This is a genomic window from Streptomyces sp. NBC_00239 (assembly GCF_036194065.1).
Lineage (GTDB): Bacteria > Actinomycetota > Actinomycetes > Streptomycetales > Streptomycetaceae > Streptomyces.
The window spans coordinates 6,624,359-6,640,646 of sequence record NZ_CP108095.1 but is presented as its reverse complement, the minus strand read 5'-3'; the positions used below and the strand labels follow the sequence as shown (position 1 = coordinate 6,640,646).

The window sequence follows — 16,288 nt, the reverse complement described above, 5'->3', positions numbered from 1 at the left end:
GCGCGTGAGGGCCTCACGTCAGTGCTCCGCGTCATGACGATGACGACCGAGCGTAGTCAGGCTGCTTCGCCGCCCGCAAGGCATCGACGACGATCTTCGACGAGCGTACGACGTCGGCAGTGGCCTGCTCCTTCTCCAGCGTCTGGATCACCCCGCCGGGGATGTTGAGGGCGGGTTCGAGGTCCTGCGGCTTCCCGATGACCTTGAATTCATAGGGTTGTGTGATCTTCTTACCGTCGACGCCCACTCCCCCGTCCTCGTCGGAGAAGTACGTACCGGCCACCACCCGGACCCCGTTGACCTGGATCGCCTCGGCGCCGGCGGCCCGCAGCTCCTGGATCGCGTCGAGCAGCATGTCCGACTGGACGAGGTGCTTCGGGTCGGACACCCGCAGCGTGATGCCCGGGCCCTCGGCGGCCACCGTACCCGCCAGGATGCCGAGTTGGGCTTCCTTCTCCAGGGTCTGCTTCCGGGCCTCCTCGGCCTGGTCGGAGCTGTTCTCGAGCTCCTTGCGCTGGTCCTCCAGCCGCCGCTTCTCGTCCTCCAGCCGCTCGGTCCGGCCGTCGAGCTCGTCGAGGATCCGTACGAGGTCCTCCTGGCGGGCGCCGCGCAGGGCGCTGCTGTCGCTGTTCGAGCGCACCTGGATGGCCAGTCCCAACCCCAGGACGAACAGCAGCAGCGCGACGATCAGTTGGGCCCGGCTCACCCTCGGCGGCCACAGCCCCGCGGCCAGCCGCTGCCGGCCGGTCATCCCGGGCACCGCATCCGGCTCGGCCCGCTCGGCCGTTCCGGCCTGTTCCCCGGATTCCGCGGACTTGACGGATTCCGGGGACTCCGCCGCCGGTTCGGTCGCCCCGACGGGCTCGACCGGCTTCGAAGGCTCCGGCCGGCCGTCCGAAGGCTCGGGCTGGTTGTCGCTGCTCATCGGCCTCACGCCCGGAACACGTGCCGGCGGATGGCCGCGGCGTTGGAGAAGATGCGGATGCCGAGGACGACGACCACACCCGTGGACAGCTGCGCACCGACCCCGAGCTTGTCGCCGAGGAAGACGATGAGCGCGGCGACGACGACGTTCGACAGGAACGACACCACGAAGACCTTGTCGACGAAGATCCCGTCGAGCATCGCGCGCAGGCCTCCGAAGACCGCGTCGAGAGCCGCCACCACGGCGATCGGAAGATAGGGCTCGACCACGGCCGGCACCTCGGGCCGGACCAGTAGTCCGACCACCACTCCGACCACGAGGCCCAGTACCGCGATCACGATGCACCCTTCTTCGGTTCTGCTGTACGTACGATCAGGCTCGACGCGGCCGGCAGCCGGACGTCGTCCTGGGCGGAGACGCTGTAGCGGACGCCGTAGTTCTCCTGCAGCACGTGGAGGTACTGCCCGTCCGCGCTGTCCTGGAAGTCGGTGCCGAGCCGGTTCTTCGCCCCTACCGCCAGTACCTCGTACGGCGGTACCAGCGGCTTGTTGTCGACCAGTATGGCGTCACCGGCCGCCCTGATCGCCGACAGCGACGTCAGCCGCTGCCCGTTGATGGCGACTGCCTCCGCGCCCGACTGCCACAGCCCGTTGACGATCCGTTGCATGTCGCGGTCGCGCACCCGGCCGGTGTCGGAGAACCCGGAGTTCTCGCGCGGCCCGCCGCCGCCGCTCTCCGCTTCCTTCGCGTCGTCGACCACGAGCCGGATCCCCGGCCCGTGCACCTCGGTGGCCCCGGACAGCAGCGCGACCAGTTCGCCCTGGTCGCCGCCGTGCTGCTTGAGGGCCTCGCGCTGGCGGTCCGCGACGTCGGTGCGGAGCGCGTCGATCTCCTTCTCCAGGTCGTCGGCGCCCGCTCCGGCCCGTTCGACCCGGTCGATGAGTTCGTCGCGCTCCTTGGCCAGGACGGGAGCCGCTATCCGCGCCTCGGCGGCGCCGAGGGTCACCACCATCGCGGCCAGCACGAGGCCGCCGGCCAGCGCGAGTTTCGCCTTGAGGGTTCGGGGCAGTCCGGTGGTGCCGGCTGCCGCGCGGCGGGCCGAGGCCTCGGCGTAACCCTCGTCGAGGCTGTGGTCCATCACATGCGTCAGCAGCGACATGGAGGCGTCCGGGCGCACCGGCGGTGTGGCCGAAGTCCGGTTCTGGGGCGGCTGCGACATGCGGCACATCGTCGCATGTCGGATGGGCTGACAACGAATGCGCCCGGGGCCCCGCCGCACGTGCGGCGGGGCCCCGGGCCCGGTTCAGTGGCCGGCGCCGTCCACGACGGTCGACCATTCGTCGAGCAGCGCCTGCGCGGACGCCCCGTCGGGCCCCTCGGCCCACAGATGGGTGACGGCCTCCGCCGGGTCGGGCAGCACCAGCACCCAGCGGCCGTCGGCCTCGACCACCCGCACCCCGTCGGTGGTGTCCACGTGCCGCGTACCGGCTGCCTCCACCACACGCCGCATGACCAGGCCCTTGACGGCCCACGGGGTCGCCAGATCGCGCTTGAGGACGTGGGCTCGCGGTATCCGCGCGTCGATCTGGCTCAGGGTGAGCTGGGTGCGCGCGACCAGCCCGATGAGCCGTACGAAGGCCGCGGCGCCGTCGAAGACGCTGCTGAACTCGGGCACGATGATGCCGCCGCGGCCGTCCCCGCCGAAGATCGTCGTCTCGGCCCGGCCCACCCGCGTCAGGTCGTCGGGCGAGGTCGTCGTCCACTCGACCTGGGTGCCGTGGTAGGCGGCCACCTGCTCGGCGATCCGGGTCGTGGTCACGGGCAGCGCCACCTTGCCGCTGCGCCGCTCGGCCGCGACCAGGTCGAGCAGGACCAGGAGGGCGCGGTCGTCCTCGATGATCCGGCCGCGTTCGTCGACGAGCGAGATCCGCTCGCCGACCGGGTCGAAGCGCACGCCGAACGCGGCGCGCGCGGAGGCGACGATCTCGCCGAGCCGGACCAGCCCGGCCCGCCGGCTCTCGGCGGTCTCGGTCGGCCTGGACTCGTCGAGTCCGGGGTTGATGGTGAGGGCGTCGACCCCGAGCCGGCCGAGCAGGCTCGGCAGGACCAGTCCGGCGCTGCCGTTGGAGGCGTCCACGACGACCTTGAGCGCGGATTCCGCGATCCCGGTGGTGTTGACCCGCCGCAGCAGCGATCCGGTGTACGAGTCGAAGACGCTCGACGGGAACTGGAGGTCGCCGATCTCGCCGGGGAAGGCCCGCCGGTACTCCTGCCGTGCGTAGACGCGGTCGAGTTTGCGCTGGGCGGCCTGGGAGAGGTCGGCTCCGCTCGCGTCGAAGAACATGATGTCGAGCGAGTCGGGCACCCCGGGCGAGGTCCGCAGCATGATCCCGCCGGCACTGCCGCGCGCGGTCTGCTGTCGTGCCACCGGCAGCGGCACGTTCTCCAGGTCGCGTACGTTGATGGCGCTGGCCTGCAGGGCGGAGATGACCGCCCGTTTGAGTGCACGGGCGCCACGGGAGTGGTCACGGGCCGTGGTGACCGTGGCCCCCTTCTTCAGGGTGGTGGCGTACGCGCCGGCCAGCCGGACCGCTACTTCCGGGGTGATCTCCACGTTGAGGATGCCGGAGACGCCGCGCGCCCCGAACAGATGGGCCTGGCCGCGGGACTCCCAGATGACCGAGGTGTTGACGAAGGCGCCGGCTTCGATCGTCTTGAAGGGGTAGACCCGTACGTTGCCCTGGACGATCGATTCCTCGCCGACCAGGCACTCGTCCCCGATGACGGCGCCGTCCTCGACCCGGGCGGCCCGCATGATGTCGGTGTTCTTGCCGATGACGCAGCCGCGCAGGTTGCTGTGCGGCCCGATGTAGACGTTGTCGTGGACGACGGCCCTGTGGAGGAAGGCGCCGCTCTTGACGACGACGTTCGATCCGATGACGGTGTGCTCGCGGATCTCCACGCCGGCTTCGATCTTGGCGTAGTCGCCGATGTACAGCGGCCCGCGCAGGACGGCGTCGGGGTGCACCTCGGCGCCTTCGGCGATCCACACGCCCGGCGAGATCTCGAAGCCGTCCATCTCGACCTGGACCTTGCCTTCGAGCACGTCGGCCTGGGCCTTCACGTAGCTCTCGTGGGTGCCCACGTCCTCCCAGTAGCCTTCGGCGACGTACCCGTAGATGGGCCGCCCTTCCTTCATCAGCTGCGGGAACACGTCTCCGGACCAGTCCACGGGGACGTCGGGGTCGACGTAGTCGAAGACTTCCGGCTCCATGACGTAGATGCCGGTGTTGACGGTGTCGGAGAAGACCTGGCCCCAGGTCGGCTTCTCCAGGAAGCGTTCGACCTTGCCTTCCTCGTCCACGATGGTGATGCCGAATTCCAGCGGGTTGGGCACTCGGGTGAGGCAGACAGTGACCATGGCGCCCTTCGCCTTGTGGAAGGCGATGAGGTCCGTCAGGTCGAAGTCGGTGAGCGCGTCTCCGGAGATGACCAGGAACGCGTCGTCCTTGAGGGCCTCCTCGGCGTTCTTCACGCTGCCGGCGGTCCCGAGTGGCTTCTCCTCGTTGGCGTAAGTGAGCTCCATTCCAAGCTCTTCGCCGTCGCCGAAGTAGTTTCTGACCAGTGAGGCCAGGAACTGCACGGTCACGACGGTCTCATTGAGCCCATGCCTTTTGAGGAGCCTGAGCACGTGCTCCATGATCGGCCGGTTTACCACCGGTAGGAGCGGCTTGGGCATGCTCGAGGTCATGGGGCGAAGGCGTGTGCCTTCACCTCCGGCCATCACGACGGCCTTCATGTCGGGAGGTTCCTCCTTGAAGAGACGACGGTCCTGCCGATGTCACTCACCCGGACAGACAGCCCCGCAACTCCCCCGCGACATTGCGGCGAGATCAATCGGCCGCGGCATCCGCCTTCACGAGACGGCGGACCTGCACCACGTACAAGATGCCTGCCCACCAATAGAGGGTTGTACCCCATCCAGCGAACGCCCATCCGAAAACAGACGCAAGCCAGCCGAGCCATCCGGCTTGATCACTCAGGAGGAGCAGCGGGAAGGCGTACATCAGGTTGAAGGTCGCGGCCTTGCCGAGGAAGTTGACCTGCGGCGGCGGATATCCGTGGCGGCGCAGGATCCACACCATCACCAGAAGCATCAGCTCGCGGGCGAACAGCGCGGCCGTGAGCCACAGCGGAAGGATCTCCCGCCAGGTCAGCCCGATGAGCGTGGAGACGATGTACAGCCGGTCGGCGGCCGGATCCAGCAGCCGGCCGAGGCTGCTGATCTGGTTCCAGCGGCGTGCGAGCTTCCCGTCGAGGTAGTCGCTGACCCCGCTGAACATCAGGACGAGCAGCGCCCAGCCGTCGCTGTTGGGCCCTCCGAACACCGGCCGCAGGATGAGCCAGAGGAACAGGGGTACGCCGACGAGGCGAGCCATGCTCAGGATGTTCGGGATGGTGAGGATTCGGTCCGTCTGGACCCGAGTCTCCTGGACCTCCACCCGGGGGCCTCCACTGTTGAAACGTGCGAACGACTCTCTGACCCTACAGGAGAACATCCGTGCCCTGAACGCAGAAAAGCCCCGCACCATAAGGTGCGGGGCTTTCCCACAATGATTGTTCGGCGGCGTCCTACTCTCCCACAGGGTCCCCCCTGCAGTACCATCGGCGCTGAAAGGCTTAGCTTCCGGGTTCGGAATGTAACCGGGCGTTTCCCTAACGCTATGACCACCGAAACACTATGAAGTTGACCAACCGGGCATGGACACGGTTCGTTACTTCAGAACTAACACAGTGGACGCGAGCAACTGAGGACAAGCCCTCGGCCTATTAGTACCAGTCAGCTCCACCCGTTACCGGGCTTCCACATCTGGCCTATCAACCCAGTCGTCTACTGGGAGCCTTACCCTCTCAAGGAGGTGGGAATACTCATCTTGAAGCAGGCTTCCCGCTTAGATGCTTTCAGCGGTTATCCCTCCCGAACGTAGCCAACCAGCCATGCCCTTGGCAGGACAACTGGCACACCAGAGGTTCGTCCGTCCCGGTCCTCTCGTACTAGGGACAGCCCTTCTCAATATTCCTACGCGCGCAGCGGATAGGGACCGAACTGTCTCACGACGTTCTAAACCCAGCTCGCGTACCGCTTTAATGGGCGAACAGCCCAACCCTTGGGACCGACTCCAGCCCCAGGATGCGACGAGCCGACATCGAGGTGCCAAACCATCCCGTCGATATGGACTCTTGGGGAAGATCAGCCTGTTATCCCCGGGGTACCTTTTATCCGTTGAGCGACGGCGCTTCCACAAGCCACCGCCGGATCACTAGTCCCGACTTTCGTCCCTGCTCGACCCGTCGGTCTCACAGTCAAGCTCCCTTGTGCACTTACACTCAACACCTGATTGCCAACCAGGCTGAGGGAACCTTTGGGCGCCTCCGTTACTCTTTGGGAGGCAACCGCCCCAGTTAAACTACCCATCAGACACTGTCCCTGATCCGGATCACGGACCGAGGTTAGACATCCAGCACGACCAGAGTGGTATTTCAACGGCGACTCCACAACCACTGGCGTGGCTGCTTCAAAGTCTCCCACCTATCCTACACAAGCCGAACCGAACACCAATATCAAACTGTAGTAAAGGTCCCGGGGTCTTTCCGTCCTGCTGCGCGAAACGAGCATCTTTACTCGTAGTGCAATTTCACCGGGCCTATGGTTGAGACAGTCGAGAAGTCGTTACGCCATTCGTGCAGGTCGGAACTTACCCGACAAGGAATTTCGCTACCTTAGGATGGTTATAGTTACCACCGCCGTTTACTGGCGCTTAAGTTCTCAGCTTCGCAACCCCGAAAGGTCACTAACCGGTCCCCTTAACGTTCCAGCACCGGGCAGGCGTCAGTCCGTATACATCGCCTTACGGCTTCGCACGGACCTGTGTTTTTAGTAAACAGTCGCTTCTCGCTGGTCTCTGCGGCCACCCCCAGCTCACGGAGTAAATCCGATCACCAGTGATGGCCCCCCTTCTCCCGAAGTTACGGGGGCATTTTGCCGAGTTCCTTAACCATAGTTCACCCGAACGCCTCGGTATTCTCTACCTGACCACCTGAGTCGGTTTAGGGTACGGGCCGCCATGAAACTCGCTAGAGGCTTTTCTCGACAGCATAGGATCATCCACTTCACCACAATCGGCTCGGCATCAGGTCTCAGCCTTAATGAGGGACGGATTTGCCTACCCCTCGGCCTACACCCTTACCCCGGGACAACCACCGCCCGGGCTGGACTACCTTCCTGCGTCACCCCATCGCTTACCTACTACAAGTCTGGTTCGTCGGCTCCACCACTTTCCTTTCCCCGAAGGGTCCGGAACGGCTTCACGGACTTAGCATCGCCTGATTCGATATTGGGCGTTTCAAAGCGGGTACCGGAATATCAACCGGTTGTCCATCGACTACGCCTGTCGGCCTCGCCTTAGGTCCCGACTTACCCTGGGCAGATCAGCTTGACCCAGGAACCCTTAGTCAATCGGCGCACACGTTTCTCACGTGTGTATCGCTACTCATGCCTGCATTCTCACTCGTGAACCGTCCACAACTAGCTTCCGCTGCTGCTTCACCCGGCACACGACGCTCCCCTACCCATCACAGCGGGCGTTGGCCCTATTGCTGCAATGACACGACTTCGGCGGTACGCTTGAGCCCCGCTACATTGTCGGCGCGGAATCACTTGACCAGTGAGCTATTACGCACTCTTTCAAGGGTGGCTGCTTCTAAGCCAACCTCCTGGTTGTCTCTGCGACTCCACATCCTTTCCCACTTAGCGTACGCTTAGGGGCCTTAGTCGATGCTCTGGGCTGTTTCCCTCTCGACCATGGAGCTTATCCCCCACAGTCTCACTGCCGTGCTCTCACTTACCGGCATTCGGAGTTTGGCTAAGGTCAGTAACCCGGTAGGGCCCATCGCCTATCCAGTGCTCTACCTCCGGCAAGAAACACACGACGCTGCACCTAAATGCATTTCGGGGAGAACCAGCTATCACGGAGTTTGATTGGCCTTTCACCCCTAACCACAGGTCATCCCCCAGGTTTTCAACCCTGGTGGGTTCGGTCCTCCACGAAGTCTTACCTCCGCTTCAACCTGCCCATGGCTAGATCACTCCGCTTCGGGTCTAGAGCGTGCAACTCAATCGCCCTATTCGGACTCGCTTTCGCTACGGCTTCCCCACACGGGTTAACCTCGCTACACACCGCTAACTCGCAGGCTCATTCTTCAAAAGGCACGCAGTCACGACGCATTGAGTAAACTCAATGCGCGACGCTCCCACGGCTTGTAGGCACACGGTTTCAGGTACTATTTCACTCCGCTCCCGCGGTACTTTTCACCATTCCCTCACGGTACTATCCGCTATCGGTCACCAGGGAATATTTAGGCTTAGCGGGTGGTCCCGCCAGATTCACACGGGATTTCTCGGGCCCCGTGCTACTTGGGAGATTCTTAAGCAAGCCGCTGATGTTTCGTCTACGGGGGTCTTACCCTCTACGCCGGACCTTTCGCATGTCCTTCGACTACATCAACGGTTTCTGACTCGCCGACCGGCCGGCAGACCGATCAAAAGAATTCCCACAACCCCGCATGCGCAACCCCTGCCGGGTATCACACGCATACGGTTTGGCCTCATCCGGTTTCGCTCGCCACTACTCCCGGAATCACGGTTGTTTTCTCTTCCTGAGGGTACTGAGATGTTTCACTTCCCCTCGTTCCCTCCACACTGCCTATGTGTTCAGCAGTGGGTGACAGCCCATGACGACTGCCGGGTTTCCCCATTCGGACACCCCCGGATCAAAGCTCAGTTGGCAGCTCCCCGGGGCCTATCGCGGCCTCTCACGTCCTTCATCGGTTCCTGGTGCCAAGGCATCCACCGTGCGCCCTTAAAAACTTGGCCACAGATGCTCGCGTCCACTGTGTAGTTCTCAAGCAACGACCAGCCACCCATCACCCTGCTCTACAAGAGAACAAGTTCACTGGGGCCGGCATCGCGAAGGTTCGACCAAATCGGCCGTACCCTCAGATACCCAACAACGTGCCAAGCACGATTCCCGCCGCTATCACTGATTTCCACGCCGAAGCAGTACTTTCAGGATGCTTGAAGAACCGTGCCAACTAATCAACGTTCCACCCATGAGCAACCGTGCGATTCATTCGATCGCAGTCGGCTATATGCTCCTTAGAAAGGAGGTGATCCAGCCGCACCTTCCGGTACGGCTACCTTGTTACGACTTCGTCCCAATCGCCAGTCCCACCTTCGACAGCTCCCTCCACAAGGGTTGGGCCACCGGCTTCGGGTGTTACCGACTTTCGTGACGTGACGGGCGGTGTGTACAAGGCCCGGGAACGTATTCACCGCAGCAATGCTGATCTGCGATTACTAGCGACTCCGACTTCATGGGGTCGAGTTGCAGACCCCAATCCGAACTGAGACCGGCTTTTTGAGATTCGCTCCACCTCACGGTATCGCAGCTCATTGTACCGGCCATTGTAGCACGTGTGCAGCCCAAGACATAAGGGGCATGATGACTTGACGTCGTCCCCACCTTCCTCCGAGTTGACCCCGGCGGTCTCCTGTGAGTCCCCATCACCCCGAAGGGCATGCTGGCAACACAGGACAAGGGTTGCGCTCGTTGCGGGACTTAACCCAACATCTCACGACACGAGCTGACGACAGCCATGCACCACCTGTATACCGACCACAAGGGGGGCACTATCTCTAATGCTTTCCGGTATATGTCAAGCCTTGGTAAGGTTCTTCGCGTTGCGTCGAATTAAGCCACATGCTCCGCCGCTTGTGCGGGCCCCCGTCAATTCCTTTGAGTTTTAGCCTTGCGGCCGTACTCCCCAGGCGGGGAACTTAATGCGTTAGCTGCGGCACCGACGACGTGGAATGTCGCCAACACCTAGTTCCCAACGTTTACGGCGTGGACTACCAGGGTATCTAATCCTGTTCGCTCCCCACGCTTTCGCTCCTCAGCGTCAGTAATGGCCCAGAGATCCGCCTTCGCCACCGGTGTTCCTCCTGATATCTGCGCATTTCACCGCTACACCAGGAATTCCGATCTCCCCTACCACACTCTAGCCTGCCCGTATCGAATGCAGACCCGGGGTTAAGCCCCGGGCTTTCACATCCGACGCGACAAGCCGCCTACGAGCTCTTTACGCCCAATAATTCCGGACAACGCTTGCGCCCTACGTATTACCGCGGCTGCTGGCACGTAGTTAGCCGGCGCTTCTTCTGCAGGTACCGTCACTTTCGCTTCTTCCCTGCTGAAAGAGGTTTACAACCCGAAGGCCGTCATCCCTCACGCGGCGTCGCTGCATCAGGCTTTCGCCCATTGTGCAATATTCCCCACTGCTGCCTCCCGTAGGAGTCTGGGCCGTGTCTCAGTCCCAGTGTGGCCGGTCGCCCTCTCAGGCCGGCTACCCGTCGTCGCCTTGGTAGGCCATTACCCCACCAACAAGCTGATAGGCCGCGGGCTCATCCTTCACCGCCGGAGCTTTTAACCCCCACCCATGCAGGCAGGAGTGTTATCCGGTATTAGACCCCGTTTCCAGGGCTTGTCCCAGAGTGAAGGGCAGATTGCCCACGTGTTACTCACCCGTTCGCCACTAATCCACCCCGAAGGGCTTCATCGTTCGACTTGCATGTGTTAAGCACGCCGCCAGCGTTCGTCCTGAGCCAGGATCAAACTCTCCGTGAATGTTTACCCGTAATCGGGTGCACACCACGCAAGAGCGGGACGATCACGCCGGAATAAGGCAGATCGTCCACAGCGTCCTCGCTGTAGTGTTGCCTGCCAGATCCGAAGACCTGCCAGGACTTTTTCAAAGGAACCTCAACTCACCGAAGTGAGTCGGGGTATCAACTTCTGGCGTTGATTTTTGGCACGCTGTTGAGTTCTCAAGGTGCGGACGCTTCCTTTGTACTGACCCTCTCGGGCTTTCCTCCGGGCGCTTCCTTCGTTCTTGCGTTTCCGACTCTATCAGACTCTTTCGGGCCCGACTTCCTCGGCGCTTTCCAGGTTCTTCGCTTTCGCGTTTTCCCTTTCCTGCGGCTCCAACCTTACCAGACTCTTTTCCGTGCCGTTTCCGACTTGGAATTCGAATTCCGGTGGCCGTTGGGGGCCTTTGCCTTTCGGCGAGGTCCGACTCTATCAGCGTTTTTCCGGCTCCCGGACCACTCGGTTCCGCAGGCATGCGGAAGTGGTCGAGATCTGGATCGAGCGATGAGTGGGTGCCCGCCGACCTGTTGTTCACGCTGTGTTCACGTGTCCGGTCAGGCAGGACTTACGACAGTACATGGACGGTGGTGCGCGGGCAAATCGATTCAGGCGTATGGTCTAGTCCTCGTGAGATGTGGTCTAGTCCACTAGTGCCCCGGGGCGCGTCCGAAGCGGAACACATCGGGCGGAACCGGGACTTCCTATGACTTACCCTTCTCACGAGTACGCCGTCCAGGACAGACAAGGGCGGCGGCCCGTCGAAGCCCCACCCCCTGGGAGGCCATCCATGACCACCGTGACGTCCCCTCTTGCCGGGCGTGCCATCGGACTCGCGGCAGTGCCCGATCCGGTGTTCTCCGGCGCGATGGTGGGTCCGGGTACCGCCATCGACCCCGTTCGCGAGCCTTCGGAGGCGGTGGCCCCCGTCGACGGTGTGGTCGTCTCCCTGCACCCGCACGCGTACGTCGTCGTGGACAGCGCCGGCCACGGCGTGCTCACGCACCTCGGTATCGACACCGTCCAGCTCAACGGCGAGGGCTTCGAGCTCCTCGTGAACAAGGGTGACACCGTGACGCGCGGCCAGGCGATGATCCGCTGGAACCCGCAGGCCGTCGAGGAGGCCGGCAAGTCCCCCATTTGCCCGATCGTGGCGCTCGAAGCCACCGCTGATTCGCTCTCCGGCCTGGTCGAGGGCGACGTCAAGGCCGGCGACACCCTTTTCAGCTGGGCCTGACGGCCCTTCGCCGTACGCGCGGCGAGAGATCGGACATCCATCGCGGCGTCGCAACCGCCGCACAATCGGAGACGGTGAAATGGAGACAACGCTGCGAGGCGTCGGCGTGAGCCACGGTGTGGCGATCGGCGAGGTTCGGCACATGGGTACGGCGGTCCTGGAGCCGCCGGCCAAGCAGATCGCCGCGGAGGAGGCGGAGCGCGAGCAGGGGCGCGCCCGTCAGGCCGTGAAGGCTGTCGCTGCCGACCTGATCGCGCGTGGCCAGCTGGCCGGTGGCGAGGCCCAGCACGTGCTGGAGGCCCAGGCCATGATCGCCGAGGACCCCGAGCTGATGGCGGACGTCGACCGGCGCATCGCCGTCGGCAGCACGGCCGAGCGCGGTGTGTACGACGCGTTCGCCGCCTACCGCGAACTGCTCGCCGGTGCCGGTGAGTACATGGCCGGCCGGGTGGCCGACCTGGACGACGTGCGCAACCGGATCGTGGCCCGTCTGCTGGGTGTGCCGATGCCGGGCGTGCCGGACAGCGACGAGCCGTACGTGCTGATCGCGCGGGACCTCGCGCCCGCCGACACCGCGCTGCTCGACCCGGCGCTGGTCCTCGGTTTCGTGACCGAGGAAGGCGGGCCGACCAGCCACAGTGCGATCCTCGCGCGGGCGCTGGGCGTGCCGGCCGTGGTGGCGCTGCCAGGTGCGGGCGAGATCTCCGAGGGGACCGTCGTCGCCGTCGACGGCAGCACGGGTGAGATCTTCGTGGATCCGAGCGAGGAGAAGAAGGCCGAGCTGCGGGCCGCGGCGGCCGAGCGGAAGGCGGCGCTCTCCGCGTCCTCCGGCCCGGGTGCCACCTCGGACGGTCACAAGGTGCCGCTGCTGGCGAACGTCGGCGGGCCCGCGGACGTTCCGGCGGCGGTCGAGGCGGGCGCCGAGGGCGTGGGGCTGTTCCGTACCGAGTTCCTGTTCCTGGACGACAGCAGCAAGGCGCCGTCGGAGGAGAAGCAGGTCGAGGCGTACCGCAAGGTGCTGGAAGCCTTCCCCGAGGGGCGTGTGGTGGTGCGGGTGCTCGATGCGGGCGCCGACAAGCCGCTGGACTTCCTGACCCCGGCGGACGAGCCCAACCCGGCGCTCGGTGTCCGTGGTCTGCGCTCGCTGCTCGACCACCCCGAGGTGCTGCGGACCCAGCTGACCGCGCTGGCCAAGGCGGTCGAGGGACTTCCGGTGTACCTGGAGGTCATGGCGCCGATGGTGGCCGACCGTACGGACGCGAAGGCCTTCGCCGACGCGTGCCGGGCGGCCGGGCTGCGGGCGAAGTTCGGCGCGATGGTGGAGATCCCGTCGGCCGCGCTGCGGGCCCGTTCCATCCTGCAGGAGGTCGAGTTCCTGTCGCTGGGCACGAACGACCTGGCGCAGTACGCCTTCGCGGCGGACCGGCAGGTCGGTGCGGTGTCGCGGCTGCAGGACCCGTGGCAGCCCGCGCTGCTCGACCTGATCGCCATGTCGGCGGATGCGGCCAGGGCCGAGGGCAAGAGCTGCGGTGTCTGCGGCGAGGCCGCCTCGGACCCGCTGCTGGCCTGTGTCCTGACGGGTCTGGGCGTGACGAGCCTGTCGATGGGCGCGGCGTCGATCCCGTACGTGCGCGCGACGCTGGCGAAGCACACCCTCGCGCAGTGCGAGCGTGCGGCTGCGGCGGCGCGTGCCGCGGACACCGCCGAGGAGGCGCGGGTGGCCGCGCAGGCGGTGCTGTCCGGAGAGTGAGAGCCGGGACCACCGGCGGTCGGCTGCGGCCGACCGCCGGTGGTCCCGGACCCGAGGGGCCCTTCGCCGATGTGGCGAGGGGCCCCTCGGCCGTGCCCGCGGTGGACGGCCGGCCCGGATCGGGGAGGCTTCGTGTCCGTCTTCGCTCAGTGGTGGGGGCCGCCTTCGTCGACCGGATAGCCGGGGCAGTACTCCACGCCCGGTTCCGGTGGGAGCAGGTCGCCGGTGTCGGCGTCGGTGCAGTACGCGTTGAAGACTTCGGCGGCGGAGATGGGCAGGAGGGTGCCGCGGTCCAGGCGCCAGCCGTGCAGGCGGTCGGGTTCGCCGGCGGCGGTGCGGCGCAGGACCACTCCGCCGGGGCGCTGGAGGCCGATGCCTGCGGCGAGCACGGTCAGGAAGTCCGTCCGGTCCCGGTCGGGGCCGTCGGGGCGCAGGGCTGCGACGAGTTGTTCCGCTTCCGCGGGGACGCTGACGACCAGGTGGAGGGCGCCGGGGCCGGCGCCGGCCAGCAGCCGTTCCAGGACGCGGCCGGCCCGTTCGAACGCGCTGTGACCGATGTCGGCGCCGCAGTCCGCGCAGGGGCCGAGGCCGGCGAGGAGCAGGGTGGCGTACTCCCAGGTGGCCTGGCGGACGGTCGCGTCGACGAGGTGCGGTACGAGGGTGTCCATCGGCTGGCCCTCGTAGGGGACGGCGGTGCCGGTGGCGCAGAGTGCGGCGGTGAAGCGGGTGCGGGCGGTGGGGCTGTCCGGGTCGAGGGCGTCCTCCTCGCAGAAGTCGAGGTAGTCCTCGGGATCGAACAGGGCGATGGTGGTGTGGACGCCTCGGGCCGTGCGGGACTTCAGCAGGTCGTGCATGAGGCGGAGGTAGCCGTCGTGGTCGGCGGGGTCGTCGAAGGGGAAGGTCGGGTAGGCGGTCATGGCCGCGAAGTCGGCGGGGTCGGCGAGGAGACCGACGGTGCCGGGCACTTCGCGGCGCAGCGTGCGCCTGAGGTGTGCGGAGCGGGTGATGCGTGTGGTGCGTGCGGTGTGCGCCATGGTTCCCCCCGGAGGCATGGTGGACGCTGTGCTCTCAGTGCTCACTGAGCGTAATCGCAGGTACTGACAACGGGGGTGCGGCGGCGGTCGCGCGGCGTACGAGGCGGTCCTGGGCCCGGCAGGTGGCGGCGAGGCCGGCGCCCATGGCGGCCCAGGCGAGCGGGCCGGCGGCGACCGCGGCGGTGGCGATGAGCGGGCCGGCGCTGCGCTGGACGGAGGCGGCGAGGCCGTGGACGCCGAGGTAGGCGCCCTGGGCCTGGTCGGGTGCGAGGGCGAGGGACAGCTCCCAGGACGCGGTGGCGTGGAGCATCTCCGCGAGGGTGAGGGCGACGGCGCAGCCGCAGAGTGCGGCGGTGGCGGTCCAGGGGCCGCCGAACGCGGAGGCGGCGAGGGCGAGGCAGCCGAGGGCGTGGGCGGCGGCGAGCGGGCGCAGCAGGCGCCGGGCGGCGTCCGTGGTGGCGCCGAAGCGGGCGAGCGGCACCTGGCCGATGACCACGAGGACGCTGTTGAGGACCATCAGCAGCGGGGCGAGGCCGTGCGGGGCCTCGGTGGCGTGGACGATCCAGAGCGGGATGCCGACCTTGAAGACCGCGTCGTCGAGGAAGAGGGCGGCTTCGGTGAGGCTGAAGAGGAGGTAGGTGCGGTCGCGCCAGGGGTTGCGGGGCGCGGCCGGTACGGCGGAGGCGGTACCGGGCCCTGGGGCGGAGGCGGGCTTGGCGGCGGGGGCGGAGCCGAGCTTGGTGGTGGCGCCGGGAGCGGGCTTGGTGGTGGGAGTGGGGTCCACGGCGGAAGGCGGCGCGGACTTGGGGGCGGGGGCGGGGTCCGCGGCGGTGGGCGGGGCGGGGCTGGGGATGCGGATGGGGCCGGTCGAGGTGGGGTTCGCGGGGGCGGACGGCGCGGGCTTGGGGGTGGGGCCGGCGGGGATGAAGGTGCGGGTGGGGGAAGGGGGTTCGGCGCAGGGGAGGGTGAGGAGGGCCATGGCGAGGAAGGAGAGGGCGTCGCCGAGGAGGAGGGCGCGGTAGGCGGCGGGGGTGCCGATGCCGAGGGCCGCCGCGGCGGCGAGGCCGCCGATGGCGTAGCCGATGTTCATCGAGGTGCGGTTGATGGCCTGGTAGCGGACCCGGTCGGGGCCGCTGATGCGGGCGGCGTACAGCTTGGTGAGGACGTTGGCGGCGCGGTCGCCGAGGCTGCCGAGGGCGGAGTAGGCGAGCAGCGGCCAGAACTGGTGGGTGGTGAGGAGGGCCAGGGCGGAGACGAAGCGCAGCAGTTGGAGGGCGACGAGCAGGCGGGTGAGCGGGAACCGGTCGGCGAGTCGGCCGCCGAGGGGGGCGCCCGCGATGCCGGCGGCGCCGGAGATGCCGACGAGGAGGCCGACTTCGGCGATGCCGAGGCCGGCGACGGTGACGAAGTAGAGGGCGGCGGCGCCGGCCCACAGGCCGGTGCCGGTCTTGTCGACGAGCGAGATCCACAGGATGCGGCGGCCGTCGCGGCCTCCGGGGATGCGGGCGTGGAGTGCGGCTCTGCGTTCTGCGATGCTCACGGGTCCCCCGTTGACGTGAGTATTGTATTGATACATAATCA

Annotated in this window: 9 protein-coding genes and 3 rRNA genes; 2 read left to right on the top strand and 10 right to left on the bottom strand. The window is 66.1% G+C overall.

The features are described 5' to 3' along the window. Positions 1–31: 31 nt before the first annotated feature. From OG764_RS29205 to OG764_RS29170, 8 genes are all read right to left on the bottom strand, one after another. A complete protein-coding gene (locus tag OG764_RS29205) occupies positions 32–925 on the bottom strand; it encodes a DUF881 domain-containing protein (protein WP_328971404.1) in 894 nt (297 codons plus the stop codon). A gap of 5 nt (positions 926–930) precedes the next feature. Next, positions 931–1,263 (bottom strand): small basic family protein, encoded by a 333-nt coding sequence (locus tag OG764_RS29200; protein ID WP_003970459.1) that lies wholly within the window; start codon positions 1,261–1,263, stop codon positions 931–933. Further along, positions 1,260–2,153 (bottom strand): DUF881 domain-containing protein, encoded by an 894-nt coding sequence (locus OG764_RS29195; protein ID WP_328971403.1) that lies wholly within the window; start codon positions 2,151–2,153, stop codon positions 1,260–1,262. The genes OG764_RS29200 and OG764_RS29195 overlap by 4 nt, the downstream gene beginning before the upstream one ends. A gap of 75 nt (positions 2,154–2,228) precedes the next feature. Beyond that, positions 2,229–4,724, bottom strand: a complete 2,496-nt coding sequence (locus OG764_RS29190; protein WP_328971402.1) for a mannose-1-phosphate guanyltransferase — start codon at positions 4,722–4,724, stop codon at positions 2,229–2,231. A gap of 94 nt (positions 4,725–4,818) precedes the next feature. Further along, on the bottom strand, positions 4,819–5,427 hold the full coding sequence (locus tag OG764_RS29185) for a CDP-alcohol phosphatidyltransferase family protein (protein WP_328971401.1): 609 nt from the start codon (positions 5,425–5,427) through the stop codon (positions 4,819–4,821). A gap of 117 nt (positions 5,428–5,544) precedes the next feature. After that, positions 5,545–5,661 (bottom strand): 5S ribosomal RNA (rrf, locus tag OG764_RS29180). 74 nt (positions 5,662–5,735) lie between these two features. Then, a 23S ribosomal RNA gene (locus OG764_RS29175) occupies positions 5,736–8,858 on the bottom strand. Positions 8,859–9,144: 286 nt separating this feature from the next. Beyond that, positions 9,145–10,668, bottom strand: a 16S ribosomal RNA gene (locus OG764_RS29170). The 16S, 23S and 5S rRNA genes sit together here, the layout of an rRNA operon. An 808-nt stretch (positions 10,669–11,476) precedes the next feature. Between OG764_RS29170 and OG764_RS29165 the strand changes: the two genes are divergently transcribed. After that, positions 11,477–11,923, top strand: coding sequence for a PTS sugar transporter subunit IIA (locus OG764_RS29165; RefSeq protein WP_328971400.1), 447 nt, complete (start codon positions 11,477–11,479; stop codon positions 11,921–11,923). 79 nt (positions 11,924–12,002) lie between these two features. Beyond that, a complete protein-coding gene (gene ptsP / locus OG764_RS29160) occupies positions 12,003–13,673 on the top strand; it encodes a phosphoenolpyruvate--protein phosphotransferase (protein WP_328971399.1) in 1,671 nt (556 codons plus the stop codon). 146 nt (positions 13,674–13,819) lie between these two features. Here the strand turns inward: ptsP and OG764_RS29155 are convergent, their stop codons facing one another. Further along, complete coding sequence (locus tag OG764_RS29155; RefSeq protein ID WP_328971398.1) at positions 13,820–14,707, bottom strand: hypothetical protein; 888 nt, start codon at positions 14,705–14,707, stop codon at positions 13,820–13,822. A 34-nt stretch (positions 14,708–14,741) separates the two neighbouring features. Next, entirely contained in the window at positions 14,742–16,283 is a 1,542-nt protein-coding gene (locus tag OG764_RS29150; RefSeq protein ID WP_443056082.1) for an MFS transporter, read from the bottom strand. Between the last annotated feature and the right edge of the window lie 5 nt (positions 16,284–16,288).

What these genes read in the sequence shown, in the direction of transcription:
- ptsP (WP_328971399.1), top strand. Translation starts at nt 12,003, where the DNA reads ATGGAGACAACGCTGCGAGGCGTCGGCGTGAGCCACGGTGTGGCGATC.
- OG764_RS29155 (WP_328971398.1), bottom strand. Translation starts at nt 14,707, where the DNA reads ATGGCGCACACCGCACGCACCACACGCATCACCCGCTCCGCACACCTC.
- OG764_RS29195 (WP_328971403.1), bottom strand. Translation starts at nt 2,153, where the DNA reads ATGTGCCGCATGTCGCAGCCGCCCCAGAACCGGACTTCGGCCACACCG.
- OG764_RS29150 (WP_443056082.1), bottom strand. Translation starts at nt 16,283, where the DNA reads ATGTATCAATACAATACTCACGTCAACGGGGGACCCGTGAGCATCGCA.
- OG764_RS29205 (WP_328971404.1), bottom strand. Translation starts at nt 925, where the DNA reads ATGAGCAGCGACAACCAGCCCGAGCCTTCGGACGGCCGGCCGGAGCCT.
- OG764_RS29190 (WP_328971402.1), bottom strand. Translation starts at nt 4,724, where the DNA reads ATGAAGGCCGTCGTGATGGCCGGAGGTGAAGGCACACGCCTTCGCCCC.
- OG764_RS29165 (WP_328971400.1), top strand. Translation starts at nt 11,477, where the DNA reads ATGACCACCGTGACGTCCCCTCTTGCCGGGCGTGCCATCGGACTCGCG.